The sequence below is a fragment of the Rhizobium sp. K102 genome (genome assembly GCF_022385315.1).
GTDB lineage: Bacteria > Pseudomonadota > Alphaproteobacteria > Rhizobiales > Rhizobiaceae > Rhizobium > Rhizobium croatiense.
Genome location: NZ_CP092436.1, coordinates 3,232,099 through 3,258,453, shown reverse-complemented (window position 1 = coordinate 3,258,453; position 26,355 = coordinate 3,232,099). Strand labels below are relative to the sequence as shown.

Genomic DNA, 26,355 nt, shown 5'->3' with positions numbered 1-26,355 from the left:
CGCTGTCGTCAGCCTTGAAGCGCCCGCGGCCGCAGCCAGCGCGGCGTCCAGCCGAGGTTCATGCCGGCCGCGGCAAGCAGGATGATGGCGGCGCCCGCAATCTGCATCGGCTGCAGCGCGTGGCCGAAGGCTAGCCGGTCGACGAGGATCGCGGCGATCGGATAGAGGAAGGACAAGGCCCCGGTCAGATGCGTCGGCAGCCGCTGGATGGCGCCGTAGAGCAGCACATACATCAGCCCCGTATGGACGACGCCGATGGAAACGAGGATCGCCCAGCTTCCGGCATCCTGAGGTGGCTGCGAAAAATCCGTGATCGGCGCCAGCATCAGCATGCCGGTTGCGACCTGGATCAGCGCGATCAGATGCGGCGGCGTGCCCTTCAGCCATTTGGCGGCAAGCGCTGCGAGAGCGTAGAAGAAAGCCGCGCCCAGCGCCATCAGGATGCCGAGGCCGTAGCTCTCGAACGTATCGCCGCTTCCGCTCGGTTTTGCCTGGACGATCGCCATCATGCCGGCAAAGGCGAGCGTCAGCCAGAACAGCTTGGCGGCGGTGATCTTCTCGCCGAGAAACAGCGCGCCGAGCACCAGCAGCATGAAGGGCTGGGTGTTATAGACGGTGGTAGCGATCGAGATCGTCGCATGCGAGTAGGAGGCGAAGAGCAGCAGCCAGTTGACGACGATGGCGATGCCGCCGAGGACGGCGACGGCGAAGGCGCGCAGCGTGAGGATGCCCGGTCGCAGCAGCCCGAGGGCGCCGCAGATGACAAGCAGGGTGAGCGCGCCGAACAGGCAGCGCCAGAACACGACGCCGCTGACCGGCTGGCCCGACATGACGACGAACCAGCCGATCGTCCCCGAGATCAGCATCGCTGCCGTCATTTCCGCCGTGCCTCTTTTGATGTCGCCGCTCATGATCGCCTCCATTTTGCTGAGATGATAATATTGCGGCGACAGGCGAAATTATATAAAGATAAAAAGGAGCTACATCGCTGTAGCCTAATAATAAAAGGGAATGACGCGATCATGCCTAACGATGCCCAGCCACTTGATGAAATCGATCAGGCCATTCTCGAAGCGCTGGCCGGCAATGCCCGGATCTCGCTGAAGGAGCTGGCACAGCAGGTGGGGCTTTCCTCGCCGAGTGCGGCCGAGCGCCTGCGCCGGCTGGAGGAGCGCGGCGTCATCAAGGCCTTCACCATCGATCTCGATCCCGCCGCGGTCGGCTATCCCCTGCAGGCGATCGTCCGCGTGCGGCCACTGCCGGGGCAGTTGCATATCGTCGAGCGCCTTATTCAGGAAATTCCTGAAATCGTCGAATGCGACAAGGTGACCGGTGAGGATTGTTTTATCGCCCGCCTGGTCATCCGCTCGATGGCGGAACTCGACGGCCTCCTGGACAGGGTCGCCGAACGCGCCGAGACCAACACCGCGATGATCAAAGCCTCGCCGGTCAAGCGCCGCCTGCCGCCGCTGTCACGTGGGAAATAGATCGACGAACGGGTTAGAAATCGGCCATCGGCGAGAGCATCGCCGGAAAATGCGGGGCGTCGTCGCCGAGCCCGCGCAGCATCAGCACCGTTCCGCTTTCAAACGGCTGCGGCGCGCCCGTCCAGCCGAGCTTGTCCGGCCGGAAGAGCACCTCGACGGTCGCCGAGGCAATGTCGAGCCCGCCGAGGATCGCGGCAAGCGACGGGATCTCCGCTGCCACGACATCGAGAAGGCTGAAGCGGCCTGACCCATCCATCTTCCAGGCGATGACTGCCTGGCAGCCTTCCAGGAAGCTGATGCGGACATCGGCATCGAGCTGCGTGTTGATGAGAAACATCGCTGCATTTGTGGTCACCGAGAGCGTCGTCGAAATCGGGCTGCGTGCTTTCAGAAGCAACTGCAGCAGGGCGAGATCGTCCGCATTCGCCGGCAAAAGCGGCCGAGCGGGTGTGGCGCCAATCGCGGGGGCGGGTGCCGTTCCCTCATATCGGTTCAGTGGTATCGCGCGAAAACCGTAGGCTTCATAGAGCGACGGTTTGTCGGTGTAGAGGATGACCGCCTCGAAGCCCTGCCGCTCGCACCAGTCGAGCGCCTTCACCGTCAGATCGCGATAGAGCCCGCGGCCGCGCCACCGCGGCCGCACCGCGCCCGATTGCAGCCCAGCGGCATGGACGAGCCTGCCGTTGAGGACGAAGGGCAGCGCGAAGGCCGAGAGATTGGCCGCAAGCTCGCCCTCGGCATCGAACCAGCCGAACGGCATGCTGGTGGGATCGGGGCCGCCAAGCTGCTGCAGCGGACCGATATCGATGCCGAAAATATCCCGGAGCAGGCGGACAAGCGCCGCCCATCCTGCAGCGTCGCCGAAATACTCCTGCCGGAAGGTCAGGCCTGCGCTGTCGAGGCCCTTTGCCATCACACGCCGGTGGAGCCGAAGCCGCCTGCGCCGCGCGCGGTTTCGCTTGCCGCGGTGATCTCGGCCACCCGCGCCTGGGTCACCGGCGCGATCACCATCTGGGCGATGCGCATGCCGCGCTCGATGACAAAGGGTTCTTCGCCGAGATTGGCGAGCAGCACCTTCACTTCGCCGCGATAGTCGCTATCGACGGTGCCGGGTGAATTCAGGCAGGTGATGCCATGTTTGAAGGCAAGGCCGGAGCGCGGCCGCACCTGGCCTTCGAACCCCTCGGGGATCTCGAAGATGAAGCCGGTCGGCACCAGCGCCCGCTTGCCGGGCGCAAGCGTCAGCGGCGCATCCGCGTCGACGGCGGCGCGCAGGTCCATGCCGGCCGCTCCCTTGCTTTCATAGGCGGGCAGGTCGAGGCCTTCGCCATTGGCCAGGCGGATGAGGTTCAGCGTCGGGCGCGTGTCGTGATGAATGGTCATGGCCCATTACTTTGCGCCCGCAGCGCCGAGGTCAATTGCAAAGCCGGGCTTTAATCGTTAGATACGCGGCAATTCCACAGGATTCATAGTATGGCCGAAAGTCTCGCCGAGGCGGTCTCCCGCCGCCGCACATTCGCTATTATCGCCCACCCGGACGCGGGCAAGACGACGCTCACCGAAAAGCTGCTGCTGTTCGGCGGCGCCATTCAGCTTGCCGGCGAAGTCAAGGCGAAGAAGGATCGCATGCAGACGCGTTCCGACTGGATGAAGATCGAGCGCGAGCGCGGCATCTCGGTCGTCACCTCGGTGATGACCTTCGAATATAACGACAACGTCTTCAACATCCTCGACACGCCCGGCCACGAGGATTTTGCCGACGACACCTATCGCACGCTGACGGCCGTCGACGCCGCCGTCATGGTCATCGACGCCGCCAAGGGCATCGAGCCGCGCACCCTGAAGCTCTTCGAAGTCTGCCGCATGCGCGATATCCCGATCATCACCTTCATCAACAAGATGGACCGCGAAAGCCGCGATCCCTTCGAGATTCTCGATGAGGTGGAGGAGAAGCTGGCGCTGGATACGGCGCCGATCACCTGGCCGATCGGTCGCTCGAAGACCTTCTGCGGCTCCTATCATCTGGCCAACAGCACCGCCCGCGGTTCCGACACCGAAGTCGAGACGACGCCGGTCAACGGTCCGCGGACGGTCGCCGACAGGCTGCCGGAAAACGAGCGCCAGGCCTTCATCGATGAGACCGAGCTCGCCATCGAGGCCTGCCGCCCCTTCGACCGCGACTCCTTCCTGGAAGGCCACATGACACCGGTCTTTTTCGGCTCGGCGCTGCGCAATTTCGGCGTTCGCGACCTGATCAACGCGCTCGGCGCGTTCGCGCCGCCGCCGCGCGACCAGGTGGCCGATACCAGGACGGTGCATGCGACCGACGACAAGATGACGGCCTTCGTCTTCAAGATCCAGGCCAATATGGATCCCAACCACCGCGACCGCATCGCCTTTGCCCGCATCTGCTCCGGCAAGCTGGAACGCGGCATGAAGGCGCGGCTGGCGCGCACCGGCAAGCAGCTCGGCCTGACGGCGCCGCAATTCTTCTTCGCCTCGCAGCGACAGCTCGCCGACACCGCCTATGCCGGCGATGTCGTTGGCATTCCCAATCACGGGACGCTGCGCATCGGCGATACGCTGACCGAGGGCGAATCGCTGGTCTTCCAGGGCGTGCCGAACTTCTCGCCGGAAATCCTGCGCCGCGTGCGCCTGGAAGACGCGATGAAGGCAAAGAAGCTCAAGGAAGCCCTGCAGCAGATGGCCGAAGAAGGCGTCGTCCAGCTGTTCTCGCCGGAAGACGGCTCGCCCGCAATCGTCGGCGTCGTCGGCGCCCTGCAGCTCGACGTCCTGAAGGAGCGGCTGATGGCCGAATACGGCCTGCCGGTCTCCTTCGAAATGTCGCGCTTCTCCGTCTGCCGCTGGATCTCCGCCGACCAGCCGGCCGATCTCGAAAAATTCCTGACCGTCAAACGCGGCGATATCGCCCGCGATCTCGACGGCGATCCCGTTTTTCTCGCCCAGGACAGTTTCTCGCTGCGTTATGAGGCGGAGCGCTATCCGGCGATCAAGATGGTCGCCATCAAGGAATATCACGCCGCCAAGGCGGCGTGATCATCATCCGGTCAGCCGTTCCGCCAGGAAATCGACGACGGCGCGCACTGCCGGCAGCTGGCCGCGCCGGTGCGGCATCAGGATCGTCGTCTCTATGCTGCCGGCCGTCCATCCCGGCAGCACCCGCACTAGCCGCCCTTCTGCCAGCGCCTTCCGGCAGACGGATGCCGGCAGGCAGGTGATGCCGAGCCCCGCCGCCGCCGTTTCCATCAGCACATAGGGTTCATCAGCTGCCATCACGGACTGCAGCGTGACCACTGCCTCGTCACCGCCATCGGAGGTGAGCCGCCATTGATTTTCCGTCAGGCCGGTCATGATCGTTGCATGCTCCGCCAGTTCCTCCGGCCGGCGCGGTTGCCCATGGGCGCTGACATAATCGGGCGAAGCGAGAATGAAGAAAGGGTGGCTGGCGAGCTTGCGCTGCACCAGCGCCGAATCCGGCAATGGCGCGCGGTGGCTGCGCAGCGCGATGTCGAAACCTTCCTGCACGATATCGACGAAACGGTCCGTCACGTGCACGGAGAGCCGGAGCTTCGGATAGCGGGCCGCCAGCGCCGGCAGATGCTCCGTCAGGGTGAACTGCGCCGTCGGCACCGAGGCCGTCAGGCGAACGCTGCCGGCAGGTTCGGCCAGATGCCGCCGCACGATGCCCTCGGCCATCTCAGCCTCGATGATCGAGGCCTGGGCATGCTGAAAGAATTCGCGCCCGAGCTCGGTCAGCGCGAAGCTGCGTGACGTGCGCTGGATCAGCCGCACGCCGAGGCGCCGCTCCAGCTCCGCGACCCGCTTGCTGACCGTCGATTTCGGCATGCCGAGATGTCTCGCGGCGGCGGTAAAACTGCCGCTGTCGACGGCCTGGACGAAGAGATGCAGATCGTTGAGGTTGAGAAGCGCCATTGTCATCTTCCAGATTTGTGGACATTGCGATGCAATTATAGCCTCTACCGCATGATCGTCCACGTCTTCACATTGATCCTGTCCAAACGGGTTCAATTTTGAAAGGAACGACTGATGTCACCCATATTGTTTTACGGCGTGCCGGAGGGCTGCTCCTTCGGCTCGATCGTCGCGCTGGAATGGTCCGGCCTGCCCTATCGGCTCTGCCGCGTCGAGATGCCGGAAGTGGTTTCCACCGATGAATACAAGCAGATCAATACAGTCGGCGAGACGCCGTCGCTGTTGCTCGAGGATGGCAGGACAATCAGCGAAAGCATGGCGATCCTCAACCATATCGGCGCCCGCGCGATCGGCAGCGGTCTGGGCTTTGCGCAGGGGTCTGAGGATTTCGATCGTCAGAACCAGATGCTCGCCTTCCTCAACACCAGTTTCTTCGCAGCCTTCGGCCCGCTCTGGTATGCGTTGGAGCACCCGCTGGAGCCGCATCAGAAACAGGCGCTTACGGCCTACGGCACCGCCGCGGTCGAAAAGGCGCATCACACGCTGGAGCATCTGCTTGCTGGCCGCGAATGGCTTCTCGGCAACGGCCCGAGCCTGGCCGATGCCTATTTCGTCGGCATCGCCCGCTGGAACGATTTTCACAAGGTCGTCAACCGCAGCCAGTTTCCCGGCCTGCATCGCCTCTATGAGCGCATGCAGCAGGAGCCGGCCGTGCGCTTCGCCCATGCGATCGAGCATCGGCAGGATGCAAAAAGCAGCGGCGGTTTCCTCGGTGAAGTCGATCTGGCCGAAGCTCTCGGCCTATTGAAGCAGGCGGCCTGAATCGTGTGGCCATCGCAGCTTCAGGTGCGATGGCCCTGGCCCTCAGCCGGCGGCAACGATCTCGATTTCGACGAGCCAGTCGTCGCGGAGCGTTTCGACGATGATCGCCGTGGTCGGCACGGCGCGGCCGCCGAGCGCCCGGAGACGGGCGTTCTGGTTTGCCTCGACAAAGGCGCCGTCGCGGAGATAGCTCGTCAGCCGCACGATATTGTCCACCGTCATATCGGCCGAGGCGAGGATGGTGCCGAGGTTGGACCAGATGAGATCCAGCTGCCCTTCAAGGCCGTCCGCCGCCATTCCCCTTTCATCGAGGCCCATCGTGCCGCTGACGAAGAGCAGCCTGGCGGGATGTCTGACCTCCAGCGCATGGATGTAATCGGGACTTGCCGCATAGATCCCGCGTGCCGGATTGTGCTCAATCATTTCCATCGACTCCGCCTCTTTTCCGAATGCTCTATTGAAGAACACCAATATCGCTGATTATTCTTCGGCAGAAAGGAGATTTGCCGAATGGGAAAAAATACAGACGATCTTCGGCAGAAGCGTCCGCAGCCGCCGGTCATCGATGCTTTCGACCGAAAAATATTAGCCGCGCTCGCCGCCGACAGCGGCCAGAGCTATCAGAGGCTCGGCGAATCAGTCGGCCTCTCGGCGCCGGCCGTGCATGAGCGCGTGCGCCGGCTCAAGCAATCGGGCGCCATCAAAGGCGTTCATGCGGCGCTGGATGGCGCAGCCCTCGGCAAGCCGCTGCTTGCCTTCGTGCATGTGGAAGCGGCCGGCTGGGGCAAGAGCGAGCGGCTGATGCAGGTCTTGCGTTTTCCCGAGGTCGAGGAAATGCATTCGGTCGCGGGTGACGCCAGCGTTTTTTTCAAGGTCCGAACCGCAAGCCCGCAGGCATTGGAGGCTTTTCTGGCGCAGATCCATGCCGTTCCCGGTGTCACCGGCACCCGCAGCTATATCGCTCTTTCCACCTATCTCGAGCGTCCGGTGCAGGCTGGTGTCACGGATAGCTGGCCAGATCTGCCGGCACAGGAATAGCTGGCGGCGTTTCGCCGTCAATGCTCCTCGATCCTCGACTCCAGCTATTTTTCCCGCAGCGCGCGGCGGAAACTCTGCGTGATCGGCTCGGCCAGATAGGAAAGCACGGTGCGGGCACCCGTCCGGATCAACGCTTCGCTCGACATGCCGGGCATGAGCTTGCGGCCCTCCAGCTTGGCAAGTTCGCTCTTGTCGATCAGCACGGTTGCGGCGAAATAGGGCGCCCCGCTGCGCTCCTCCACCATCCGGTCGGCCGAGACGATCTCGACGACGCCGTCGAGCGGCGGCAGGTTGTAGCGGGCAAAGGCCGGGAAGCTGACGCGTGCGCGCTGCCCGGGCGCGATCGTCTCGACATCCTCCGGCCTGACCATGGCCTCGACCACGAGCTGCTGCCCGAGCGGCACGACCGTCATCAACGTCTCGCCGGGTTTGACGACGCCGCCTGCTGTGTGGACCTTCAGGTCCATGACGATGCCGTCAACCGGTGCGACGACATTGGTGCGGGAAAGCACGTCCTTGGCGGCGCGCTCCTCCTGCCTGAGGTCGAACAGTTCCGCCTCGACCTTGCTTAGCTCTTCGACCGCCTCGTTCAGCCGCAAGGTGCTGAGATTGAGGATTTGCATGTCGATCTCGGCCATGGCGCTCTTGGCGCGGGCAATGGCCGCGACATTGGTCGCACGTTCGCCCTCGACCTCCCGCTGCTGCCGTCTGAGCAGCAGCCACCGCTCCCGGGTGACAAGGCCGCGTTTGAGGAGACTTTCAAGGTCCTTGGTTTCCCCCTCGAACACCTCGATCTGCTTGTCCTCGGTGACGATCAACTGCTCCAGCCCCGTGATCTCTTCCTGGGTCTGACGACGGCGCTGGCTGAGAATTTCCCGCTCGTCCTTCAAATTGTGGTGCTTCGCCGCGAAGACATCGCGCTGGGCGGCCACCGCGTCCTTTGCCGACCTGGTCGGGTTTGCCAGCAAGGCCGGATCGAACTCGATCTCGGCCTTGTCGTCCCGCTCGGCCCGCAGACGGGCGGCCAGCGCCTCACGTGTTGCGATCCGGTTCTGGAGCAGGTCGAGCTTCGTCCTCGCCTGCGTGCCGTCGAGCTGGATGAGCACCTTGCCCGCCTTGACGATATCGCCATTGGCGGCGTTCAGATCGGCGATGATGCCGCCCTCCAGATGCTGGATGAGCTTGCGGTCGCCGGCCACCTTGATGACACCAGGCGCCACCGCGGCGCTGTCCAGCGGCGCGAGTGTCGCCCAGCCCCCGGCCATGCCGAAGAACAGGAAGATGATCGCGAACCCTGTGACCGTTACGCCTGTGAGACGCAGGGGGACTGGCGCAGGGGGCGGCGAAACCGGTAACGGAACGACCTTCATGTCCGTCATGGCTGTTTCGTTCCTTGCTGCTTCGCCACGATCGTCGGCATCTGCGCGACCTTGCGGACGCGTGCGGCGAGTTCATTGAAGACATGGTCGCGCGGACCGAACAGGTCCTGCTGGCCGCGGTTGAGGACCAGGATCTTGTCGACGGTTTCCATGATGTTCGGTCGGTGCGCGATCAGGATAACGGTCGTGCCCGCCGCCTTGACCATGCCGAGCGCTGCGATCAAGGCCTCCTCACCCTCTCGGTCGAGGTTCGAATTGGGCTCGTCGAGGATGATGAGCGCCGGATCGCCGTAGAGCGCCCGCGCCAGGCCGATGCGCTGGCGCTGTCCGCCCGACAGCACCGCGCCGGATTCGCCGATCTCGGTCAAGTAACCCTTCGGCAGCCCTTTGATCAGATCGTGGACGCCCGCCAGCCGCGCTGCCTTGACCGCCTTGTCGAAGACTATGGGACTGACGGTGGCGAAGCGGCAGATATTTTCGCAGACGTTCCCGGCGAAAAGCTCGATGTCCTGCGGGAGATAGCCGACATGATGACCGCGGTCCTCCGCCGCCCATTGGGCGACATCCATGCCATCGAGCAAAGCCCGCCCGCCGGAAGGGCGCCAGGCCCCGGCCAGTATGCGTGCCAGGCTTGTCTTGCCGGCCCCGCTCTGGCCGATCAAAGCCATGGATTCACCCGGCTCGAGACGGAAGTTGATCCCTTTCAGAATATGTTCGCCCCCCTGTCGGGCAAGCACGATATTGTCGGCCTCGAACCGGCCTGTCGGCCGCGGCAGTGCCAGAACCGGCGTGGCCTCGGGGTGCTGGCCGGCGACGGCGGTGAGACGCCGGTAGGCGGCGCGCGCGCCGACCGTCGCCTTCCACGTGCCGATCGCCTGCTCGACCGGCGATAGCGCGCGGCCCATCAGGATGGAGGCGGAGACCATGATCGCCGGGGAAGCCTCGTTTTGCAGGACGAGATAGGCCCCGAGGCCGAGTATGCCCATCTGCAGCGCCAGCCGGTGGCACCGCGCGATGGCCGAGATGATCCCGCCGCGGTTGGCGGCAAGAACCTGGCCTCTGTTTGCCTCGTCCTGCTGCACCTTCCAGCCCTCGAGCAGCGGCTTCAGCATGCCCATTGCCTGGACGACCTCGGCGTTGCGGATCGCTGCCTCGGCCTGGGTGTAGGCCCGCGACTGTGCGCTGGTCGCCTCGGTCAACGGCTTGCGTGTCAGCCATTCGTTGAGCAGGGCCAGCGCAAACAGCACCGCCCCGCCCGACAGCGCCAGCCAGCCCAGCCAGGGATGCATGAAGAATATGGCGGCGAAAAACAGCGGCGCCCAAGGCGCATCGAGGATCGGGAAGATGCTCGGGCTGGTGAAGAAATTCCGGACCTGATCGAGGTCGCGCAGCGGGCGGGCATTGGCTTGGCCGGGTGCTGAGGCGGCGTATTCCACCGATGCCGTCAGCAGAACGGGCGCCAGCCGCGCGTTCATCCACGCTCCGACGGTTGCCAGAAGGCGACCGCGCACCACCTCCAGCCCCGCCATGGCCGCAAGTGCGCCTGCCGCCATCAGCGATAACATCAGCAGCGTCTCGAGGCTGTGGCTGGACAAGACGCGATGATAGACCTGCAGCATGTAAAGCGCCCCGGTCAGCATCAGGACGTTGATGCCGCCGCTGAACCAGATAAGCGGCCGGATGGCCCGCCTGGCTTCTTTCATCACCACCTGAAGCGCCGGGGGCGGCTGTTTGGTTTTCATCTTTTCTATCTCTGGTACTCGAGATGACACCCTGTGCAATGGATGACGGGGGCAGCGGAGCGGATGCTGCCCCCGTTGGTGACACGTCAGGCGACGTCGACGAGGATGTGTTGCATCTCCGTCTGGTCCCCGTCCGCATCGACCACCTGGAAGGCGAAGTCGAGGTTGGCGTCCGGCGTCTGGGTCACGGTGGAGGTGAAGCCGATGTCGGTGATCTTCAGCACGTCGTTGTCGGTGGCGTCGAAGTTCACCAGGCTAGAGGTCGCATTGCTGCCCCCGCCGGCGCCGGTCACCCTGTTGAGGTCGATCGCGGTATTGTTGCCGGTGATCCCGTTGCCCGACTGCATGATCTGCGCACCCTGCAGCACGTAGTCTTCGCCGGCGGCGTTGTAGTCGTTCTGCTCGACGATCACGAGGCCGTCATTATTGTCGAGCGTGAACTCGCTGCTGTAGGCAGTCGGGACCTGGCCGGTCTTGTAGATGTCGGCGTTCGACACATACATGGCCCGCGTGATCGTGGCATTGTCATCGCCGTTGCCGGCGATGTTGTCGGCGCCGTTCAGATCGATCAGGTTGAGGATCAGCATCAGGTCTTCGCTGTTGCCGATGCCGTCGAACTTGATCGCCATTGCGCCGGCAGTCGCCGTCGGGGTGAGAGCCTCGTTGGCGATGCCGACATTGCTGCTGAAGAACCGCAAGGTCAGCAGTTCGTCTTTCTGGATCGTGTCGCCGGCGACGCCGTTGGTGTTCTGCGTCGCAGAGACCCACGTCTCATTGGTGTTGCTCACCATCTCGTGACCGCCGACGGTGAAGGTGGAATCACCGGACGTGCCCTCGCCGTCGTTCGTCAAGCGGAATGGGTTGGCCCTGTTGACCAAGTTGCCGGTGAACTGCACGTAGAAGTCTTCATCAGGTGATGTGTTCGGGTCATCCGCCTGCAGCCGCTCCACCACGATCTGCGGATGGCCGGTATTGCTCGTCGGCTCCTTGGAGAGGAGCTCGCTGGTATGCAGAATGTCGAAGCTGAAGCCTTCCAGCGGGTCTGTCAGGTTGATGGTATAGGTGTCGGCGGCCTTGTCGAAGACGAGAGTGCCGCCCGCCGTGCCCGCCTGGACGCCGGCCGCCGGATCCCTGTCGTAGGTGAAGGTGAAGTTGAACGTCGCGGAGGTGAGGCTCTCCGACGCCAGCGTCACATTCGAGGTAACGAGATTGCCTCCGCCGCCGCCGATGATCGTGCCGGTCAGTCCGATCTGGACGCCGGCCGTCACGAGATCTTGATCGACGAAGTCGGAACCGCCCCCAGTGTAGAACGCGGCCGGGTGGACATCCGCGCCGATATTATAGCCGAAGGCGCCGGCGGCCGAGGCGTTGAGTGCGTTGGCCAGGGTCTCGTGCTGAATACCTGCGGCAACGGGGTCACCGTCAAACGGCACCGTGATCGTCGGGCCGTCATCCTCGAAGTTGAGGTTCTGGCCGATATTGCGGGTGGCGGTGGCCTGATCGCCGTCGCCGTCGATGATGGTCGCTGTCAGCGTGACGAGATCGGCGGCAGCCAAAGTCCGGCTGTCATCCGGGTTGCTGGCGTCGGCATGGATGATTGCCCGTGCCTGGTCGAGGGTGACGATGCCGAGAGCACTGACGCTGACGGTGAAAACAACAGGACCACCGGCCCCGGCGCGGCCGACGACGCTGCCGCCTTCGAGGAAGAGCAGCACGGATTGACCGGTTTCCGTGTCGGTGAGGCCGCTGACATTGTTGAGCGCGTTGATGCCGAGCGCATAGGTGATGTCGTCGCCATCGGCCCCGGCATTTGACGTGAAGAAGGTCGAGAAGTCGCCGTTGGCATTGGTCGCCAGGATGGTCTCGTCGACCGTCAGGTTCGGCGGGCTTCCGGTTGCCGTGATCGTCGGTCCGTCATCCTCGAAGTTGAGGTTCTGGCCGATATTATGCGTGGCCGAGGCGGGATCGCCGTCATTGTCGGTGATGGTCGCCGTCAGGGTGATGAGGTCGTCGGCTGCCAGGGTCCGGCTGTCATCCGGGTTGCTGGCATCGGCGTGGATGATTGCCCGCGCCTGGTCGAGGGTGACGACGCCGGCGGTATCGACGCTGACGGTGAAGACAACAGGACCGCCGGCCCCGGCGCGGCCGACGACGCTGCCGCCTTCGAGGAAGAGCAGCACGGATTGGCCGGTTGCGGTATCGGTGAGGCCGCTGACATTGGTGACCTGGCTGATGCCGAGCGAATAGGTGATGTCGTCGCCATCGGCCCCGGCATTTGAGGTGAAGAAGGTCGAGAAGTCGCCGGTGGCATTGGTCGCCAGGATGGTCTCGTCGACCGTCAGGTTCGGCGGGGTGCCGGTTGCCGTGATCGTCGGTCCGTCGTCGTCGAAGTTGATGAAGGAGCCAACCTCTTCGTTATGAGCGTTGCTGACCTCACCGCCGAAATGCACTTCCTTGACGTCGAAGAAGTCTTTCTCGGTGTCGATATTCTTGATGGTGAAGCGGTCGAAGGTTCCGCCAACGCCGCCCGCGGTGGTGAAATCGACCGTCACGCCCTCGCCGACATCCTCGAGGATCAGTCCATTGCCGCTGAGATTGACGGTGATGCCGAGCTCCGCCGCCGTTTTTGTCTCACCGTTCAGTTTGAACGTCACGCCGGTAATATTGATCTCGGTGTCGTTGTCGTCAGTGGGGAAGTCAGCGCCTTCCACATTGTCGTCGTTATTATAGGCGTGGATCTCGATGTCGGCGACGGTGCCGGTCGGGGTCGACTGCGAGACCGAGAAACCGGCGCTGGAAACGTTCTCCAGGTGTGAGCCGTAGTCGGGCGCGATCGGCGTGTCGGTAAAGTCCTTGCCCGCGCTCTGGGTGCCGCCGGTGATCAGGTCGATCTGAAGCTCGCGGCCGAAGCGCACGTCTTGAGAGGCGACGCCCAGACCTTGGGTGCTGACATTGACTTCCGCCTGCACGCCATTGTCGTGCGCCGTGACCAGAATCTTCTGCGGGCTGGCCGCGTCGGCGTCGAGAATATACCAGTTGTTATGTCCGGAAGGGGCGTCGCCGAGCTGGCTGAAATTGACCACCGTGGTTCCGGTGACCGAGGCGAACACCTTATTGGTCAGATCGATGCGGTCGTCGGCGTTGGTTGTCACGGGATGAAGCAACGGCACGTACTGGACCGTGTACAGGTCGGCATTGGTGGCACTGGTGCTGATCAGCGCCAGCGAGAAAGCGAGCGGCCCGGTCTCGGCGGGCTCGGCGTTCTGGTCGGAGGTGCCGATGACACCGATCACGACGTTTGCATGCGTCGGATCCTGGAACAGCCAGATATAATTGCCATCGACGGTGCGAATGCCGCTGTTGACGCCGACCGTGGTGGAAAACGGCGTCCCGGAAGCGTTCTGGGTGAGAATCACCGACGTGATGGTTTCTCCTGCGCTCGCCGAGGCGACGACGAAGTTGGACTGGAAGGCGACCTCCGGTGAAGATAGCCCGCCCGAGCCATCGCGGCCCAACATATATTGCAGCGTCGTGTTGGTGCTATGCGGCGCAAGCAACGGATCGATATCGTCGTCTTGCAAACCGGCTGTCTCATCGATGATGAGGTCCTGGGTTGTGATGTCGAGTGCCATGGAAATTCTCCCTCGGTTAAGTCGCAGGGGGCCGGGCCCCGGATGCCGAATGCACCCGGCAGGTCCACCGCTTGCGCATCGGGACTTGCAGCTCCCATCGATCGCGATTGTCTCGCCGATGGAGAGGGACAGTCCGTCTCAATTGGAGGGTACTAAGACCAAAGTCCGCCGTTGATTAAGACCAAAGTCTATGTATAGAGGCTGTCATAACAGCAACTCCGAAGTTTACATTCTCATGAATGCAAGACAGAGTTTGTAAAATTCAGAAGAAATACATTTGTGGCTGTGCAGTCCCCACCAAACTCGGTGCGAGAATTCCCCTCCAGTTTCTTTATACTATAAGTTGGGAGAAATTTCACTTAGCCAGTTCGAGCTAAGGGAGGATCTGTATTGATTTTTAATGACGCTTTTTCTGTTTTTCATCAATGAATACATTGTGTTGACATTTCGACAAGTCCAACGGCGGACTGGCGTCGCGGCGCCTGGTCGAGCATTCGAGGCGGGTGTCCGGCGGCGACGAGACAAAGCCAAACGAGGTCGAAAGAGCATAGGCAGGTGTCATCGAGAGCCGGTCGGAAATGGCGCCCTCGATTGTCGCGCGCTATGTCTTTTCAGACGGGCGGCGTTGGAATGTTTCTCAATCCTCGCCGTCGAACCGCGGCAGCGGTTCGATATTCTCCACCCAGGGCAAGGCTGAGCGGCACCATATCTGTTTCTGCGGCATCAGTTCCCGCCGCTGGTCGATGCTGCCGAGACGGATGCCGATGGCGCTGCCTTTATCATTGGTGCGGTAGAGCGGTGATCCGCAAGTCGGGCAGAAGAACTGCCGGCTGAGGCCGCCGCTGTCGCCATATTTGCTGTATTCTCGCGGTTCGCCCGATATCAGCGTGAAGCGTTCCGATCGCACCGGCGCGGTGACGCGATAGGCCGAACCCGTCAGCCGCTGGCAATCGGTGCAATGGCAGATCGAAACCCGCTCCGCGTCGATCTCCGCCTGATAGCGGATCGCGCCGCAATGGCATCCTCCTGATATATGCATCGGCCAGTCCTCAATCTGCCGGCGCGGCCGCCGGCCGCTCGGCATAAAAGGCCTTGGCATCCGCCGTGAAGGCGGCTCGCTGGTCGGTATTCGTGTAGAACATATGGCCGCCGCGATAGAGCTTCAGCCCGACGCGTCCGCCGGTGAGCGAAGGCGGCAGATGGTCGACGACGTAGCGGCTGACGCCGTAAGGCGTCACCAGATCGCTGTAGCCATGGGCGATCAGCAGATGAAATGCAGAGTTGGAGGCGAGCAACTGCCTGATGTCGTCGGTGGCGCTGGCCTGCAAGCGCGTCCCGCCGCGTCCGCCACCCCATTCCCAGCGCCGGCTGATATCGCCGTCGAGCAGCGAATAGGTCATCTCGGTCTTGAAGCCGAGTTGGCTGCGGGCATAGTCGGCGAAGGCGCCGCCATAGGCGCGGGTGAAACCGTCTAGGATGGCGTCGTCGCCGCGGTCGTAATCCGATTCCGGATAGGGGTCGGGGGCGGCAAAGGAAGCGTCGTAGGGGCTCATCACCGCGCCGCTGCCCCCATCCGAATGTTTGACGAAGGAATTGCCGAGGAAGCCGCGGTTGCGCGCCACGATATCCTCAGGGATACCCGTCAGTCCGGCAATCCTGCCATAAAAGGCGGCGGCATTGCTCCCTGTCGGCGGTGGGCCGGCGAGCGTCGTCAGATAGTCGCCGAGCGCGAAGGTTTCCGCCTCGCGCTGCTTCTCTTCGTCAAAGGCATTGTGACGGTCGAGTTCGGCGGCCGCCAGCGACGGCAGCTCAAGTGCTGCGCCGAGCGCGAACTGATCGGCGTTGAACATCAGCTGGCCTTCGAGCAAGGGCGAAAGCGTGACCGCGCCGGCGACGACGATCCCCTGGCTTTCCTGCAGCACCGACGCGACCTTGGCGGCGCGGAAGCCGCCATAACTTTCGCCGAGAAGATATTTCGGCGAATTGGAACGGTTGTTGTGCGCGACATAGAGCGCGATCGCCTTGGCGATGCTCTGGGCGTCGGAGTTGACGTTATAATAGTTGGAAGCGTCGTCGGCCTTGACCGTCCGGCTCCAGCCGGTGCCGATCGGATCGATCAGCACGAGGTCGGTGAAATCGAGCCAGCTTTGGGGATTGTCGACCAGCTTCGCGTTGGCGCCGTCGCGTCCCTGAGGCCCGAAATCGAGCACTTTCGGTCCGACCAGCCCGAGATGCAGGAAGGCGGAAGCCGCCCCCGGCCCGCCATTGAAGGCAAAGGTCAACGGCCGGTCGGCCCCCGCGTCTTTCGCGACATAGGCGGTGTAGAAAATCGCGCCGGTCCGGGCGCCGTCCTGGCCGAAGAGATCGAGTGTGCCGGCGGTTGCGGTATAGCCGATCTTCCGGCCGCCGATCGTCAGTTCGTGTTCGGTGACGGAATCGGCCGGCAGCAGCTTCAGCACGCCCTCGCGCACGCTGCGCTCGACATTCGCCTTCGGTTGACCGCCGTCCTGTGCCGGAGAGAGGGCAGGGAGCAGCGACGCCGCAAGCGCGGCCAGCAGAAACAGGGGTTGTATACGCAAAATGTCTCCTCCGGCGGTGCGGCATGCGGGTTGAGATAGCGTAGCATCCGCAGCAGGCGACCGGCATCAAGAGATGGTGATGGGCCGGTGAGCGAGCGACTGAGTGAGCAAGTGAGCGCGTGAGCGAGCGGCTCAGGATGCCTTCTCGATCGCGCGTACATTCACCTCCAGCGGCCGGCCGGCCCTCCAGCCGTTGATCGCGGCCGCGAGCCCGAGCGCGACGAAGAGAAGCGCGCACCAGGAAAAGCTGCCGGTCCAGCCGCGAATGAGGCCGACGATGAGCGGGCCGACGGCGGCAAGTAGATAACCGATGCATTGCGCCATGCCGGAGAGATGGGCGGCGACATCGGGATCGCGCGAGCGCAGCACGATCGTCGTCATCGCCGCCGCGATCAGCCCGCCCTGGCCGATGCCCTGCAGCACAGCCCAGAGCCAGACCGTCGACAGCGGCGCGAAGAGCAGGCCGAGCAGGGCGACGACGGCAACGCCGCAGAGGCTGGCATTGATCAGCCGCTGATCGCGGCCGCGCACGGCGATATGCGGCACGATCAGGCAGGATGCGGCCTGCACCATCACCGACAGTGAAACGATCACCCCGGCAGTGACACCGTCGAGCCCGCGTTCGCGCAGGATCGGAACCAGCCAGCCGAAGACGCAATAGGCGAGCGCCGATTGCAGCCCCATGAAGAGCGTCACCTGCCAGGCAAGCCGGTCCTGCCAGAGGCCTTTGACGTGGGTTCCGTTTCGTCTTGCCTGTCCGCTGCTGCGCAGAACCTGCGGCAGCCAGATCAGGCCGACGGCGAGCGCCGGCAGCGCCCAGATGGCGAGCGCACCCGCAAGCGAGCCGCCGAGCGCGTGCTCGAGCGGCAGTGTCAGCCCGGCGGCACTTGCCGCACCCGCGCAGAGCGCCATCGTGTAGAAGCCGGTCATCAGGGCGGTGCGCGTGGCGAAATCCCGCTTGACCAACCCCGGCAGCAGCACGTTGCCGACGGCAATGCAGGCGCCGGCGAGCGCCGTGCCGATGAAGAGCAGCGGCACGGAGGAAAACCCGCGCAAAGCAGTGCCAAGGGCGAGGAGCAGGATAACGCCGAGCAGCGTACGCTCCGAACCGAAGCGCTGGGCAAGGCGCGGCGCCAGCGGCGAGAAGGCGCCGAGGCAAACAACCGGCAGCGTCGTCAGCAGGCTGGCGCCGAGCGCTGTGAGACCAAATTCCGAGCGGATTTCGGGCAGAAGCGCCGAGGCGCTTGAAAAGACCGGCCGCAGGTTGAAGGCGATCAGCACCAGGCTGGCGCCGAGCAGCAAACGATCTGCGGCACCGGCCAAAGGTGTCGCCTGCGGCGGCGGCAGGCTGCCGGCCTCGGCGTCGATCAGCAGTTCGTCGGCCGGGTCGAGAGTGGTGGTGATACCGTTGGAAGGCGCATTCATGACAGGATCATCCGGTCGAGGGCGGCGAGAACCGGCGCCATGAACCGGCGCACCGCCGCATCCGCCTTGTCGGGATCGCCGGTTTCGATCGCGTCGACGATATCGGCATGCGCCTGCATATCCGGTTCGGGAATATCCTTCCCTAGCGTCGCCGCGATGGTCTCGGCGATCGAGGCCGAGAAGAAATCGTAGATCTCGACCATCGCCCGATTGCCCGACGCGGCGATGACAGCCTTATGGAAGGCGAGGTCGCGCTCGATGAAGCCGGCCTTGTCGCCGCCCTCATAGGTGCCGCGCTCGGCAAGCAGCCGGCGAAGCTCCGTTACCGTCTCCGGCGTCTTGCGGATCGCCGTCAGCCGGGCGGCCTCGACGTCGAGCGCCAGGCGCGCCTCGAACTGGTCTCGCAGGCTGGCGCGCCGCGCCATCGTCAGCGGTCGGCCGGCATCGCTGGTGGACCGGACATAGGTGCCCGACCCCTGCCGCGTTTCGAGATAGCCCTGGGAGACAAGGACGCGTACCGCTTCGCGCACCGTGCCGCGGCTGACGGAGAGCATGGCCGACAGCGAGGCTTCATTCGGCAATTTCTCGCCGACCGCCCAGCGTTTGCTGAGGATGTCGCCGCGGATCGCCTCGATCGCCTCATCGGCGAGATTTGTCCTGCTGATCGTACGCATGGGCCTATTCATAAAGTCATCGGATGACTTTATGAATAATGGGCTTTCTCGTTCTCGTCAAAGCAAAATCCGGGCAATAAAAAGGGCCGCCTCGGCGACCCTTTCCATGAGTTTGGCCTCGAACTGGCCTGGACTGTCAAAGCAGCCCCAGGAAGGCAGGTTTTAGAGCGAGGGCTGCCTCGCTTTCATCACCTCTTCCATGCCCGTTACGAGGTCCGAAATCTCATTAGACATTGGATCACCTTCCTTTCGTTCTGTTGCTGATAGACCCAAGGTAGGCCGATTCTTTCGAGATGCAAGCAGAAATCCCCGTCTATGCCCGGCCTCTGCGGATCCGACCGTTCACAAAAAAACACAGAGCTTTGCTGAATTTGAAGGCGCCGGGCGCCACGAAACCGTCACCTTGCGCTTGCAAACCCGCCGCGCGTTAAGCTGTTATTAGCCTTGACGTTCGACAATTTCAGCATTCCCGCCGAAGCGGCGGCGGGTCCCGGAGCAAAAGCCATGTGTCGCTGGGCAGCCTATCGCGGAGACCCTCTCTATCTCGAGGAGCTGGTATCCTCGCCCGCCCATTCGCTGATCGAGCAGTCCCATTGCGCTACCCGCGCCAAGACGGCGACCAATGGTGATGGCTTCGGCATCGCCTGGTATGGCGACAGGCCCGAGCCCGGCCGCTACCGCGATATCCTGCCGGCATGGTCGGACTGCAATCTGAAGAGCCTGGCGCGGCAGATCCGTTCGCCGCTCTTTCTCGCCCATGTCCGCGCCGCCACGGGCGGCGGCACGCGCCGCGACAACTGCCACCCCTTCACCCATGACACCTGGTCCTTCATGCACAACGGCCAGATCTCCGGCTTCGAGCGCCTGCGCCGGCCGATGGAGGCGATGCTCGACGACGAGTTGTTTAATGTCCGCAGCGGCACGACCGATTCCGAACTGATGTTCCTGCTGGCGTTGCAATTTGGCCTGCGCGAGGCGCCGATCGCCGCGATGTCTGCTATGGTCGGTTTCGTCGAAAACCTGGCCGAAAACATCATCGGCTCGATCCTGCTGCGCTTTACCGCCGCCTTCTCCGACGGCAATACGCTCTATGCGATCCGCTACGCCACCGATCGCAAGGCGCCGACGCTCTATGCCTCGCCGGTCGGCGCCGGCTATTGCCTCGTCTCCGAGCCGCTGAACGACGATGTCGACGCCTGGGCGGAAATTCCCGATGGCAGCGCCGTCACTGTCGGCAAAAACGGCATCGACGTCGCGGATTTCCGGCCGGAAAATCGGAGCGTCGCCAAGTTGCAGCCTTTGGCCGTCTCCGCATAGTCGTCGTCGAAAATCGAAAGCGATTTTCTAAAGCGTGTCGCGATCTTTCAGATTCGCTTTTCACGCTTTAGGTCTTTGTTTTCACGCATGTCTTTATCGCAAAACCGCTGCACACTTTTGCGAGACATGCTCTAACTATCCGCGGAAACGCTCGGCGATCAGCGCCGCCAGCCTTTCGGCAACCTCTTCCTTCGCCAGGTCAGGCCACCGCTCGACACTGTCGTGACGGATGAGTCTGACGCTGTTGCGGCTGCCGCCCATGATGCCGGTCGCCGGAGAAACGTCGTTGGCGACGATCATGTCGGCGCCCTTGCGCTCGAGTTTCGCCCTCGCATTGCTCTCCACATCCTGCGTCTCGGCGGCAAAGCCGATCACCAGTTTCGGCCGCATCGTGTGATGGCCGACGGTTTTCAAAATGTCGGGGTTCTCGGTCAGCGCCAGCGTTGGAATGGATTCGCCCGGATGTTTCTTCAGCTTCTGATCGGCGGCCGAGGCGACGCGCCAGTCCGCCACCGCCGCCACCATCACGGCGATATCGGCCGGCAGCGCGGCCAGCACGGCATCGCGCATTTCCTCCGCCCGCTCGACATGAATGGTGTGGACGCCGACGGGGTCGGCGATCGTCACGGGCCCGGAGACGAGCGTCACCTCGGCGCCGAGCTTGGCAAGGGCTGCGGCGATCGCATGGCCCTGCCGGCCGGAGGAGCGGTTGGCGATGTAACGCACCGGATCGATCGGTTCATGCGTCGGTCCTGATGTGACGATCGCCTTGCGGCCCTTCAGCGGCTTTTCCCCGTCATCGAGCATGGTTTCGGCGGCAGCGACGATGTCAAGCGGCTCCGCCATCCGGCCGAGCCCGGCCTCGTGGCTTTCCGCCATCTCGCCGGCCATCGGCCCGACAAAGCGAACGCCATCGTCCCTCAGCCTTGCCGCATTGCGCCGGGTGGCCGGATGTGCCCACATTCTCGGGTTCATCGCCGGAGCCGCAAGCACCGGCCTCGCCGTTGCGAGCAGCACCGTCGAGGCGAGATCGTCGGCAAGCCCGTTCGCCATCTTCGCCATCAGGTCGGCGCTGGCGGGCGCAATCAGCACGAGATCGCAGTCGCGCGCCAGCCTGATATGGCCGACATCCTGTTCGTCCTGCCGTGAAAACAGATCGATGAAGACATGATCCGCGGCCAGGGCACCGACGGCAAGCGGCGTGACGAATTCCTGCGCGCCCCTGGTCATGATGGGACGGACGCTCGCACCGCGCTCACGCAGCCGGCGGATCAGATCCAGGCTCTTATAGGCGGCGATGCCGCCTGAGATGATGAGGAGGATGCGTTTGCCGCTGAGAGCCATGGCTTTCTACCCGTCGCCTTTTTTTGCCCGGCCTCGACCCTAAGCCTTTGGCGCAGAACATGCAATCGAGTACGGACGCTCCTGTTCTGCCTTGCGACGTCATTCATCACTGAGCAGGCTCATCAGGTTCTCTGTAACCGGCGAGCGATGCGTCCTCAGCATCGCCAGCGCCAGGCGCGCGATGGCCGGCGGTCCCTCGATCGGCGTGTAGACAACACCCTGAAGTTTGATCTGCGAGATCGACGCCGGCACGATCGACACGCCGAGATCGGCCGCCACCAGATTGACGACGGAGGAAATCTGCGGCGCCTCCTGCGCCACGGTGAGCTCGAATCCCGCCTTACGGCAGGCAAGCACGACATCGTCGTAAAGACTCAATCCGACGAGCCTGGGAAAGAGGATGAAAGGTTCGTCGGCCAGGGCCGCAAGCGGCAGGCTGCGATGCCGTGCCAGCCGGTGGCTGGCGGGCAGGGCGATCACCATCGGTTCATCTTCAAGCCGACGCAGCCGGATGCCGGCGGGGTCTTCGAGGCTCGGGCGCATGAAGGCGGCGTCCAACTCGCCGCGTTCCAGCTTCTGCATCAGCGCCAGCGTGTTCATCTCCGTCAGCGACAGCTGCACCTCCGGCCAGCGCGCTCGGAAGCGGCGGATCGTGGTGCTGACCACGGGATTGAAGGCGGAGGATGCGGTGAAGCCGAGCGACAGCCGACCGGTCTCGCCGCGATTGGCGCTTTGCGCGGCAAGCTTCGCCTTCTCCGCTGCCGCCAGGGCCGCTTTTGCCTCACCGAGAAACGCTGCACCTGCCGCCGTCAGCTCTGCGCCATGCGGCACGCGGTGGAACAGCGCCGCACCCACTTCCGTTTCCAGGTCGCGGATTTGTTGGCTGAGCGGTGGCTGCCCGATGCCAAGTTTGCCTGCGGCGCGGGTGAAATTGCGTTCCTCCGCCACCGCAAGGAAATATCTCAGGTGTCGCAGCTCCATGGCCATCTCCAAAACATATTGAAATCGTCGTTTCCATATATTGGACAAATGAAGGGACGCTGACTAGATCGGAGGCTGGAAGGATGGATCCATGCCGAAGCCAGCCTATGCAGCAAAGCGCTCTGAGGAAACCGCGATCCCGGGACGGAGGTCCTATCTGACCCGCGGCACCGGCGCCTATCGCCGCGCCAGCCTGGCCCTTTTCCTCTCCGGCTTTTCCACCTTCTCGCTGCTTTATTGCGTGCAGCCGCTGCTGCCGATCTTTTCGCAGGAATTTTCCGTCAGTCCGGCCGAAAGCTCGCTGTCGCTGTCGCTCTCCACCGGCTTCCTGGCAGTCGCCATCATCTGCGCCGCTGCCGTCTCGGAGGGCCTCGGCCGCCGCAGCCTGATGTCGATATCGCTGCTCGGTGCAGCCTTGCTGACGATCGCCACCGCCTTTGCCCCGAACTGGCATCTGCTGCTCGTCATCCGCGCCCTGCAGGGGCTGGCTCTCGGCGGCGTGCCTGCCGTCGCCATGGCCTATCTCGCCGAGGAAATCGATCCGCGCGGCCTTGGCGCCACCATGGGTCTCTATGTCGGCGGCACGGCCTTCGGCGGCATGTCCGGCCGCGTACTGACCGGCATCTTCGCCGAATATCTCAGCTGGCGGCCGGCGCTCTTTCTCATCGGCGCCATCGGCCTTGCCGCGGCGCTCGGCTTCATCGCCCTGCTGCCGCCATCGCGGAATTTCGTCCGCCGGCCGGGCTTCGATCCGCGCTTTCACGCCAAGGCCTGGCTCGGCCACCTCGCCAATCCGGTGCTGCCCTTCATCTTCGCCATTGCCTTCCTGGCGATGGGCTCCTTCGTGACCATCTACAATTACGCCGGCTTCCGTCTCGTGGCTCCGCCCTATGGCCTCAACCAGACCGAACTCGGCCTGATCTTCACCGTTTATCTCTTTGGCATCGGCGGCGCCTCGACCGGCGGCCTGATCGGAGATCGGATCGGGCACTTCTCTGTGCTGCTCTTCGGCCTCGCGCTGACCGCCGCCGGCACCGCGTTGACACTCTCCGTCGCGCTGCCATCGATGATCCTCGGCATTATCGTGCTGACGGCCGGTTTCTTCATGAGCCATTCCATCGCCAGCGGCCTCGTCGGCAGGCTCGCGCATGGCACCAAGGGCCACGCCTCGTCGCTCTATATGCTCGCCTATTACGTCGGCTCCAGCGTCATGGGGTCGGCGGGCGGCTGGTTCTGGGCAATCGACGGCTGGGCCGCCGTCGTCACCTTCACCCTTGTCATGCTGACGCTCGCCTTTATCTCCGCCTGTGCCGCGCAGCGTCTAGCAAGGGGAAAGGCATGATCCGCATAGACCATCTCGATCATCTCGTGCTGACCGTCGCCGATATCACAGCCACCTGCGATTTCTATTCCCACATCCTCGGCATGTCGGTCGAAACCTTCGCGGAGGGCCGCAAGGCACTGAAATTCGGCCGCCAGAAGATCAACCTGCATCGGGCCGGCCACGAATTCGAACCCAAGGCCAGACATCCAATCCCCGGCTCCGGCGACCTCTGCTTCATCGCCGAGACGCCGCTTGCCGACGTCAGCGCCCATTTGCGGGCGTCGGACATTGTGATCGAAGAGGGCCCGGTCGAGCGCACCGGCGCCACCGGACGGTTGCGTTCGGTTTATTTCCGAGATCCTGACAGCAATCTCATCGAGGTTTCGAATCTGATCGACTGACGCTCGATAGGCCGGTACCGGCTTGCGGGTTCAATCCAGACGGATATAGGGCACGTCCTTCTTCACCACCTCATCCAGCGCCTCTTCGTAGCCCGCGTCAGCATACCGCATGACGCCCAAGGCGGTGTCGTTGGTCAGCGCGTGGTCGAGCCGCTCGTCGGCGGCTTCGGTGCCGTCGGCGATGACGGTGACGCCGCAGCTCGTCATGTAGCCGGCATAGCCGCCGCCGCCGGAATGGACGACGACGAGATCGGCCATCGACGAGCAGAGCATCATCGCATCGATCAGCGGCCAGTCGGCGATCGCGTCGGAACCGTCCTTCATCCGCTCGGTCATGATATTGGGATGCGCCATGGCGCCGGCATCGAGATGGTCGCGGGAAAAGGCGACGGGACCTTTCAATTCGCCGCCTGCGACCAGCGCATTGACGCGCCGCGCCAGCATCGTGCGTTCGCCGTGGCCGAGCCAGGCGATGCGGGCCGGCAGCCCCTCGAAGGGAACGTGCTCGCGCGCCAACCGGATCCAGTTGGTGATGATCTTGTTGTCGGGGAAGAGTTCGAGCAGCAGGTCGTCGATGCGGGCGATATCGCTCTCCTCGCCCGACAGCGCCATCCAGCGGAAGGGGCCGATCGCCCGGGCAAAGAGCGGCCTCAGATAAGCTTCGGTGAAGATCGGAATGTCGAAGGCATTGCTGACACCGCCCTCTTTCGCCTGGGTGCGGATGAGGTTGCCGTTGTCGAAGACCTCGGAGCCGCGATTCTGGAAATCGAGCATCGCCGTGACATGCTCGACGATCGAAGCGCGGCTTGCCGCCATCAACTGCCCCTGGCCATCGTCGCGCAGTTCTCTCACCTGATCGAGGCTCATGCCCTTCGGCACGTAGCCATAGACCAGATCGTGCGCCGAGGTCTGGTCGGTGACGATGTCGGGCAAGATGCCGCGCCTTGCGATTTCGGGATAGACCTCCGCCGCATTGCCGACGAGGCCGACGGAGAGCGCCCGCCTGTCCTTCACCGCCGCATCGATCATCTCAAGGGCGGTATCGAGATCGGGCGCGATCTCCTGGAGATAACCGATCTGCTGGCGCTTGCGGGCGCGCTCCGGATCGATGTCGACGCAGAGGATCGCAGCACCCGCCATGCGGCCGGCGAGCGGCTGCGCTCCGCCCATGCCGCCGAGACCGGCCGTCAGCACGAAGCGGCCGGCGAGATCGCCGCCGAAGCGCCGCTCGGCAATGCGCATGAAGATCTCGTAAGTGCCCTGGATGACGCCCTGGCTGCCGATATATTGCCAGGCGCCCGCCGTCAGTCCGCCCCAGCAGATCAGGCCCTTGCGCTGCAGCTCGTAGAACACCTCGGCTTTCGCCCATTGCCCGACGATATTGCAGTTCGCCATGATGACGAGCGGCGCCTTGGCATGCGTCTTCACCAGCCCGATCGGCTTGCCGGACTGGATCAGCAGCGTCTGATCCTCCTCCATCTCGGTTAGCGCTTTGACGATGCCCTTATGCGCCGACCAACTGCGGGCCGCCTTGCCGAGCGCGGCATAGACGATCAGATTGTCGGGATCCTCGCCGACGGACAGAACGTTTTCGAGCAGCCGCAGCAGCGCTTCCTGCCGCCAGCCCTTGGCGCGCAGCTCCGGCCCGCCGGGAATCGGAAATTTCGGATGACGTGGATTGGCCTTCGGCATGGTTGTTTCCTCGCTTGGTCTCTGTTTTCCCTTCTCCCCGCCGGGGGTCCGAAGGACGGGTCGAGACCTGTGGCTCGACCCCGGTCGGTGGCCCGAAGGGTCGGATGAGGGGGCGGCACGGCAGGACCGATATGTTGCCCTTCGCTTGCGCTCAAGGCATTCGCGGCCCTGCCGCTCACCCCTCATCTGTCCTTCGGACATCTTCTCCCCGCTGGGGAGAAGGGGAGTCGCAGGTTATTTGCCTGGCAGCGATTCCACATAGGCGAGCGCGCCATCGAGCAAGCGCCGTCGCAGCGCATCGTCGCCGTAAACCTCGGCCGTCGCCCGCACCCAGCCCTGCATTATCCGTTCGCCGGACAGCATCTGGATCACGCCAGGCAGCGCCAGCGCCCAACCGTCATTGCCTTTGCCGAGGCGGATCAGCATGCCGTCATTGCGCGCACCGCAAAGCAGATTGCCGTTCAGCAGGAAGGCCCGGCCGCCGAACATGGATTTTTCGGTAAGCCCCCGCCAGTCGCCAAGTTCCTCGCGCAGCAGTTCTTCGAGGCCGGGATCGCGCGTCAT

22 protein-coding genes and 1 pseudogene are annotated in these 26,355 nt (G+C 63.7%); 7 read left to right on the top strand and 16 right to left on the bottom strand.

Annotated features, from left to right (window positions below; genetic code table 11):
- Positions 1-8: 8 nt before the first annotated feature.
- The gene (locus MHI61_RS22065) at positions 9-923 is read right to left on the bottom strand and encodes a DMT family transporter (RefSeq protein ID WP_239790528.1); all 915 of its coding nucleotides are present in this window, start codon (positions 921-923) and stop codon (positions 9-11) included.
- A 99-nt stretch (positions 924-1,022) separates the two neighbouring features.
- Here MHI61_RS22065 and MHI61_RS22060 point away from each other — a divergent pair, with 99 nt between their 5' ends.
- Complete coding sequence (locus MHI61_RS22060) at positions 1,023-1,487, top strand: Lrp/AsnC family transcriptional regulator (protein WP_009996823.1); 465 nt, start codon at positions 1,023-1,025, stop codon at positions 1,485-1,487.
- 13 nt (positions 1,488-1,500) lie between these two features.
- Here the strand turns inward: MHI61_RS22060 and MHI61_RS22055 are convergent, their stop codons facing one another.
- Together MHI61_RS22055 and dut are read right to left on the bottom strand one after the other, a co-directional pair.
- Positions 1,501-2,400 carry a GNAT family N-acetyltransferase gene (locus MHI61_RS22055; RefSeq protein ID WP_239790527.1) on the bottom strand — a complete coding sequence of 300 codons (900 nt, stop codon included), beginning with the start codon at positions 2,398-2,400 and terminating at the stop codon, positions 1,501-1,503.
- The gene (gene dut, locus MHI61_RS22050) at positions 2,400-2,870 is read right to left on the bottom strand and encodes a dUTP diphosphatase (RefSeq protein WP_239790525.1); all 471 of its coding nucleotides are present in this window, start codon (positions 2,868-2,870) and stop codon (positions 2,400-2,402) included. The genes MHI61_RS22055 and dut overlap by 1 nt, the downstream gene beginning before the upstream one ends.
- 90 nt (positions 2,871-2,960) lie before the next feature.
- Here dut and MHI61_RS22045 point away from each other — a divergent pair, with 90 nt between their 5' ends.
- The gene (locus MHI61_RS22045; protein ID WP_239790524.1) at positions 2,961-4,544 is read left to right on the top strand and encodes a peptide chain release factor 3; all 1,584 of its coding nucleotides are present in this window, start codon (positions 2,961-2,963) and stop codon (positions 4,542-4,544) included.
- 3 nt (positions 4,545-4,547) lie between these two features.
- Here MHI61_RS22045 and MHI61_RS22040 read toward each other — a convergent pair whose 3' ends face one another.
- The gene (locus tag MHI61_RS22040; RefSeq protein ID WP_239790523.1) at positions 4,548-5,441 is read right to left on the bottom strand and encodes a LysR substrate-binding domain-containing protein; all 894 of its coding nucleotides are present in this window, start codon (positions 5,439-5,441) and stop codon (positions 4,548-4,550) included.
- A 114-nt stretch (positions 5,442-5,555) separates the two neighbouring features.
- On the opposite strand from MHI61_RS22040, the gene MHI61_RS22035 reads away from it, so the two are divergent.
- The gene (locus MHI61_RS22035) at positions 5,556-6,263 is read left to right on the top strand and encodes a glutathione S-transferase family protein (RefSeq protein ID WP_239790522.1); all 708 of its coding nucleotides are present in this window, start codon (positions 5,556-5,558) and stop codon (positions 6,261-6,263) included.
- Between the two features lie 42 nt (positions 6,264-6,305).
- Here MHI61_RS22035 and MHI61_RS22030 read toward each other — a convergent pair whose 3' ends face one another.
- A complete protein-coding gene (locus MHI61_RS22030; protein WP_239790521.1) occupies positions 6,306-6,692 on the bottom strand; it encodes a RidA family protein in 387 nt (128 codons plus the stop codon).
- Between the two features lie 28 nt (positions 6,693-6,720).
- Between MHI61_RS22030 and MHI61_RS22025 the strand changes: the two are divergent.
- Positions 6,721-7,301 (top strand): annotated as a pseudogene (locus MHI61_RS22025) (Lrp/AsnC family transcriptional regulator).
- Between the two features lie 44 nt (positions 7,302-7,345).
- Here the strand turns inward: MHI61_RS22025 and MHI61_RS22020 are convergent.
- The 7 genes from MHI61_RS22020 to MHI61_RS21990 form a co-directional block, all read right to left on the bottom strand.
- Positions 7,346-8,680, bottom strand: a complete 1,335-nt coding sequence (locus tag MHI61_RS22020; protein ID WP_239790519.1) for an HlyD family type I secretion periplasmic adaptor subunit — start codon at positions 8,678-8,680, stop codon at positions 7,346-7,348.
- Positions 8,677-10,422, bottom strand: coding sequence for a type I secretion system permease/ATPase (locus tag MHI61_RS22015; RefSeq protein ID WP_239790518.1), 1,746 nt, complete (start codon positions 10,420-10,422; stop codon positions 8,677-8,679). The genes MHI61_RS22020 and MHI61_RS22015 overlap by 4 nt, the downstream gene beginning before the upstream one ends.
- An 86-nt stretch (positions 10,423-10,508) precedes the next feature.
- On the bottom strand, positions 10,509-14,054 hold the full coding sequence (locus tag MHI61_RS22010; RefSeq protein WP_239790517.1) for a DUF5801 repeats-in-toxin domain-containing protein: 3,546 nt from the start codon (positions 14,052-14,054) through the stop codon (positions 10,509-10,511).
- Positions 14,055-14,691: 637 nt separating this feature from the next.
- A complete protein-coding gene (locus MHI61_RS22005) occupies positions 14,692-15,093 on the bottom strand; it encodes a GFA family protein (RefSeq protein WP_239790516.1) in 402 nt (133 codons plus the stop codon).
- 10 nt (positions 15,094-15,103) lie between these two features.
- Positions 15,104-16,633 carry a carboxypeptidase gene (locus MHI61_RS22000; RefSeq protein WP_239790515.1) on the bottom strand — a complete coding sequence of 510 codons (1,530 nt, stop codon included), beginning with the start codon at positions 16,631-16,633 and terminating at the stop codon, positions 15,104-15,106.
- A 132-nt stretch (positions 16,634-16,765) separates the two neighbouring features.
- Positions 16,766-18,058 carry an MFS transporter gene (locus MHI61_RS21995; protein ID WP_239790514.1) on the bottom strand — a complete coding sequence of 431 codons (1,293 nt, stop codon included), beginning with the start codon at positions 18,056-18,058 and terminating at the stop codon, positions 16,766-16,768.
- A complete protein-coding gene (locus MHI61_RS21990) occupies positions 18,055-18,732 on the bottom strand; it encodes a FadR/GntR family transcriptional regulator (RefSeq protein WP_239790513.1) in 678 nt (225 codons plus the stop codon). The genes MHI61_RS21995 and MHI61_RS21990 overlap by 4 nt, the downstream gene beginning before the upstream one ends.
- Before the next feature lie 504 nt (positions 18,733-19,236).
- Between MHI61_RS21990 and MHI61_RS21985 the strand changes: the two genes are divergently transcribed.
- Positions 19,237-20,049 carry a class II glutamine amidotransferase gene (locus MHI61_RS21985; RefSeq protein WP_097606819.1) on the top strand — a complete coding sequence of 271 codons (813 nt, stop codon included), beginning with the start codon at positions 19,237-19,239 and terminating at the stop codon, positions 20,047-20,049.
- Positions 20,050-20,184: 135 nt separating this feature from the next.
- On the opposite strand, the gene coaBC is transcribed toward MHI61_RS21985, so the two are convergent.
- Positions 20,185-21,393, bottom strand: coding sequence for a bifunctional phosphopantothenoylcysteine decarboxylase/phosphopantothenate--cysteine ligase CoaBC (coaBC, locus tag MHI61_RS21980; RefSeq protein WP_239790511.1), 1,209 nt, complete (start codon positions 21,391-21,393; stop codon positions 20,185-20,187).
- A 99-nt stretch (positions 21,394-21,492) separates the two neighbouring features.
- Positions 21,493-22,374 carry a LysR family transcriptional regulator gene (locus MHI61_RS21975; protein WP_097667039.1) on the bottom strand — a complete coding sequence of 294 codons (882 nt, stop codon included), beginning with the start codon at positions 22,372-22,374 and terminating at the stop codon, positions 21,493-21,495.
- A gap of 91 nt (positions 22,375-22,465) precedes the next feature.
- Here MHI61_RS21975 and MHI61_RS21970 point away from each other — a divergent pair, with 91 nt between their 5' ends.
- Both MHI61_RS21970 and MHI61_RS21965 read left to right on the top strand, forming a co-directional pair.
- Entirely contained in the window at positions 22,466-23,716 is a 1,251-nt protein-coding gene (locus tag MHI61_RS21970) for an MFS transporter (protein WP_239790510.1), read from the top strand.
- Positions 23,713-24,099 carry a VOC family protein gene (locus tag MHI61_RS21965; protein ID WP_239790509.1) on the top strand — a complete coding sequence of 129 codons (387 nt, stop codon included), beginning with the start codon at positions 23,713-23,715 and terminating at the stop codon, positions 24,097-24,099. Before MHI61_RS21970 ends, MHI61_RS21965 begins: the two co-directional genes overlap by 4 nt.
- Positions 24,100-24,129: 30 nt before the next feature.
- On the opposite strand, the gene MHI61_RS21960 is transcribed toward MHI61_RS21965, so the two are convergent.
- Positions 24,130-25,791, bottom strand: coding sequence for a urocanate hydratase (locus MHI61_RS21960; protein ID WP_239790508.1), 1,662 nt, complete (start codon positions 25,789-25,791; stop codon positions 24,130-24,132).
- Positions 25,792-26,025: 234 nt separating this feature from the next.
- Entirely contained in the window at positions 26,026-26,355 is a 330-nt protein-coding gene (locus MHI61_RS21955) for a TfoX/Sxy family protein (RefSeq protein ID WP_239790507.1), read from the bottom strand.

Bases quoted from the DNA above. Each gene is read 5' to 3' on its own strand.
- MHI61_RS22010 (WP_239790517.1), bottom strand. From the start codon at position 14,054: ATGGCACTCGACATCACAACCCAGGACCTCATCATCGATGAGACAGCC.
- MHI61_RS21970 (WP_239790510.1), top strand. From the start codon at position 22,466: ATGCCGAAGCCAGCCTATGCAGCAAAGCGCTCTGAGGAAACCGCGATC.
- MHI61_RS21975 (WP_097667039.1), bottom strand. From the start codon at position 22,374: ATGGAGCTGCGACACCTGAGATATTTCCTTGCGGTGGCGGAGGAACGC.
- MHI61_RS22040 (WP_239790523.1), bottom strand. From the start codon at position 5,441: ATGGCGCTTCTCAACCTCAACGATCTGCATCTCTTCGTCCAGGCCGTC.
- MHI61_RS22005 (WP_239790516.1), bottom strand. From the start codon at position 15,093: ATGCATATATCAGGAGGATGCCATTGCGGCGCGATCCGCTATCAGGCG.
- coaBC (WP_239790511.1), bottom strand. From the start codon at position 21,393: ATGGCTCTCAGCGGCAAACGCATCCTCCTCATCATCTCAGGCGGCATC.
- MHI61_RS21985 (WP_097606819.1), top strand. From the start codon at position 19,237: ATGTGTCGCTGGGCAGCCTATCGCGGAGACCCTCTCTATCTCGAGGAG.
- MHI61_RS22045 (WP_239790524.1), top strand. From the start codon at position 2,961: ATGGCCGAAAGTCTCGCCGAGGCGGTCTCCCGCCGCCGCACATTCGCT.
- MHI61_RS21965 (WP_239790509.1), top strand. From the start codon at position 23,713: ATGATCCGCATAGACCATCTCGATCATCTCGTGCTGACCGTCGCCGAT.
- MHI61_RS22055 (WP_239790527.1), bottom strand. From the start codon at position 2,400: ATGGCAAAGGGCCTCGACAGCGCAGGCCTGACCTTCCGGCAGGAGTAT.
- MHI61_RS21990 (WP_239790513.1), bottom strand. From the start codon at position 18,732: ATGCGTACGATCAGCAGGACAAATCTCGCCGATGAGGCGATCGAGGCG.
- MHI61_RS22030 (WP_239790521.1), bottom strand. From the start codon at position 6,692: ATGGAAATGATTGAGCACAATCCGGCACGCGGGATCTATGCGGCAAGT.
- MHI61_RS22060 (WP_009996823.1), top strand. From the start codon at position 1,023: ATGCCTAACGATGCCCAGCCACTTGATGAAATCGATCAGGCCATTCTC.
- MHI61_RS22065 (WP_239790528.1), bottom strand. From the start codon at position 923: ATGGAGGCGATCATGAGCGGCGACATCAAAAGAGGCACGGCGGAAATG.
- MHI61_RS21960 (WP_239790508.1), bottom strand. From the start codon at position 25,791: ATGCCGAAGGCCAATCCACGTCATCCGAAATTTCCGATTCCCGGCGGG.
- MHI61_RS22015 (WP_239790518.1), bottom strand. From the start codon at position 10,422: ATGAAAACCAAACAGCCGCCCCCGGCGCTTCAGGTGGTGATGAAAGAA.
- MHI61_RS21955 (WP_239790507.1), bottom strand. From the start codon at position 26,355: ATGACGCGCGATCCCGGCCTCGAAGAACTGCTGCGCGAGGAACTTGGC.
- MHI61_RS22020 (WP_239790519.1), bottom strand. From the start codon at position 8,680: ATGACGGACATGAAGGTCGTTCCGTTACCGGTTTCGCCGCCCCCTGCG.
- dut (WP_239790525.1), bottom strand. From the start codon at position 2,870: ATGACCATTCATCACGACACGCGCCCGACGCTGAACCTCATCCGCCTG.
- MHI61_RS22035 (WP_239790522.1), top strand. From the start codon at position 5,556: ATGTCACCCATATTGTTTTACGGCGTGCCGGAGGGCTGCTCCTTCGGC.
- MHI61_RS21995 (WP_239790514.1), bottom strand. From the start codon at position 18,058: ATGAATGCGCCTTCCAACGGTATCACCACCACTCTCGACCCGGCCGAC.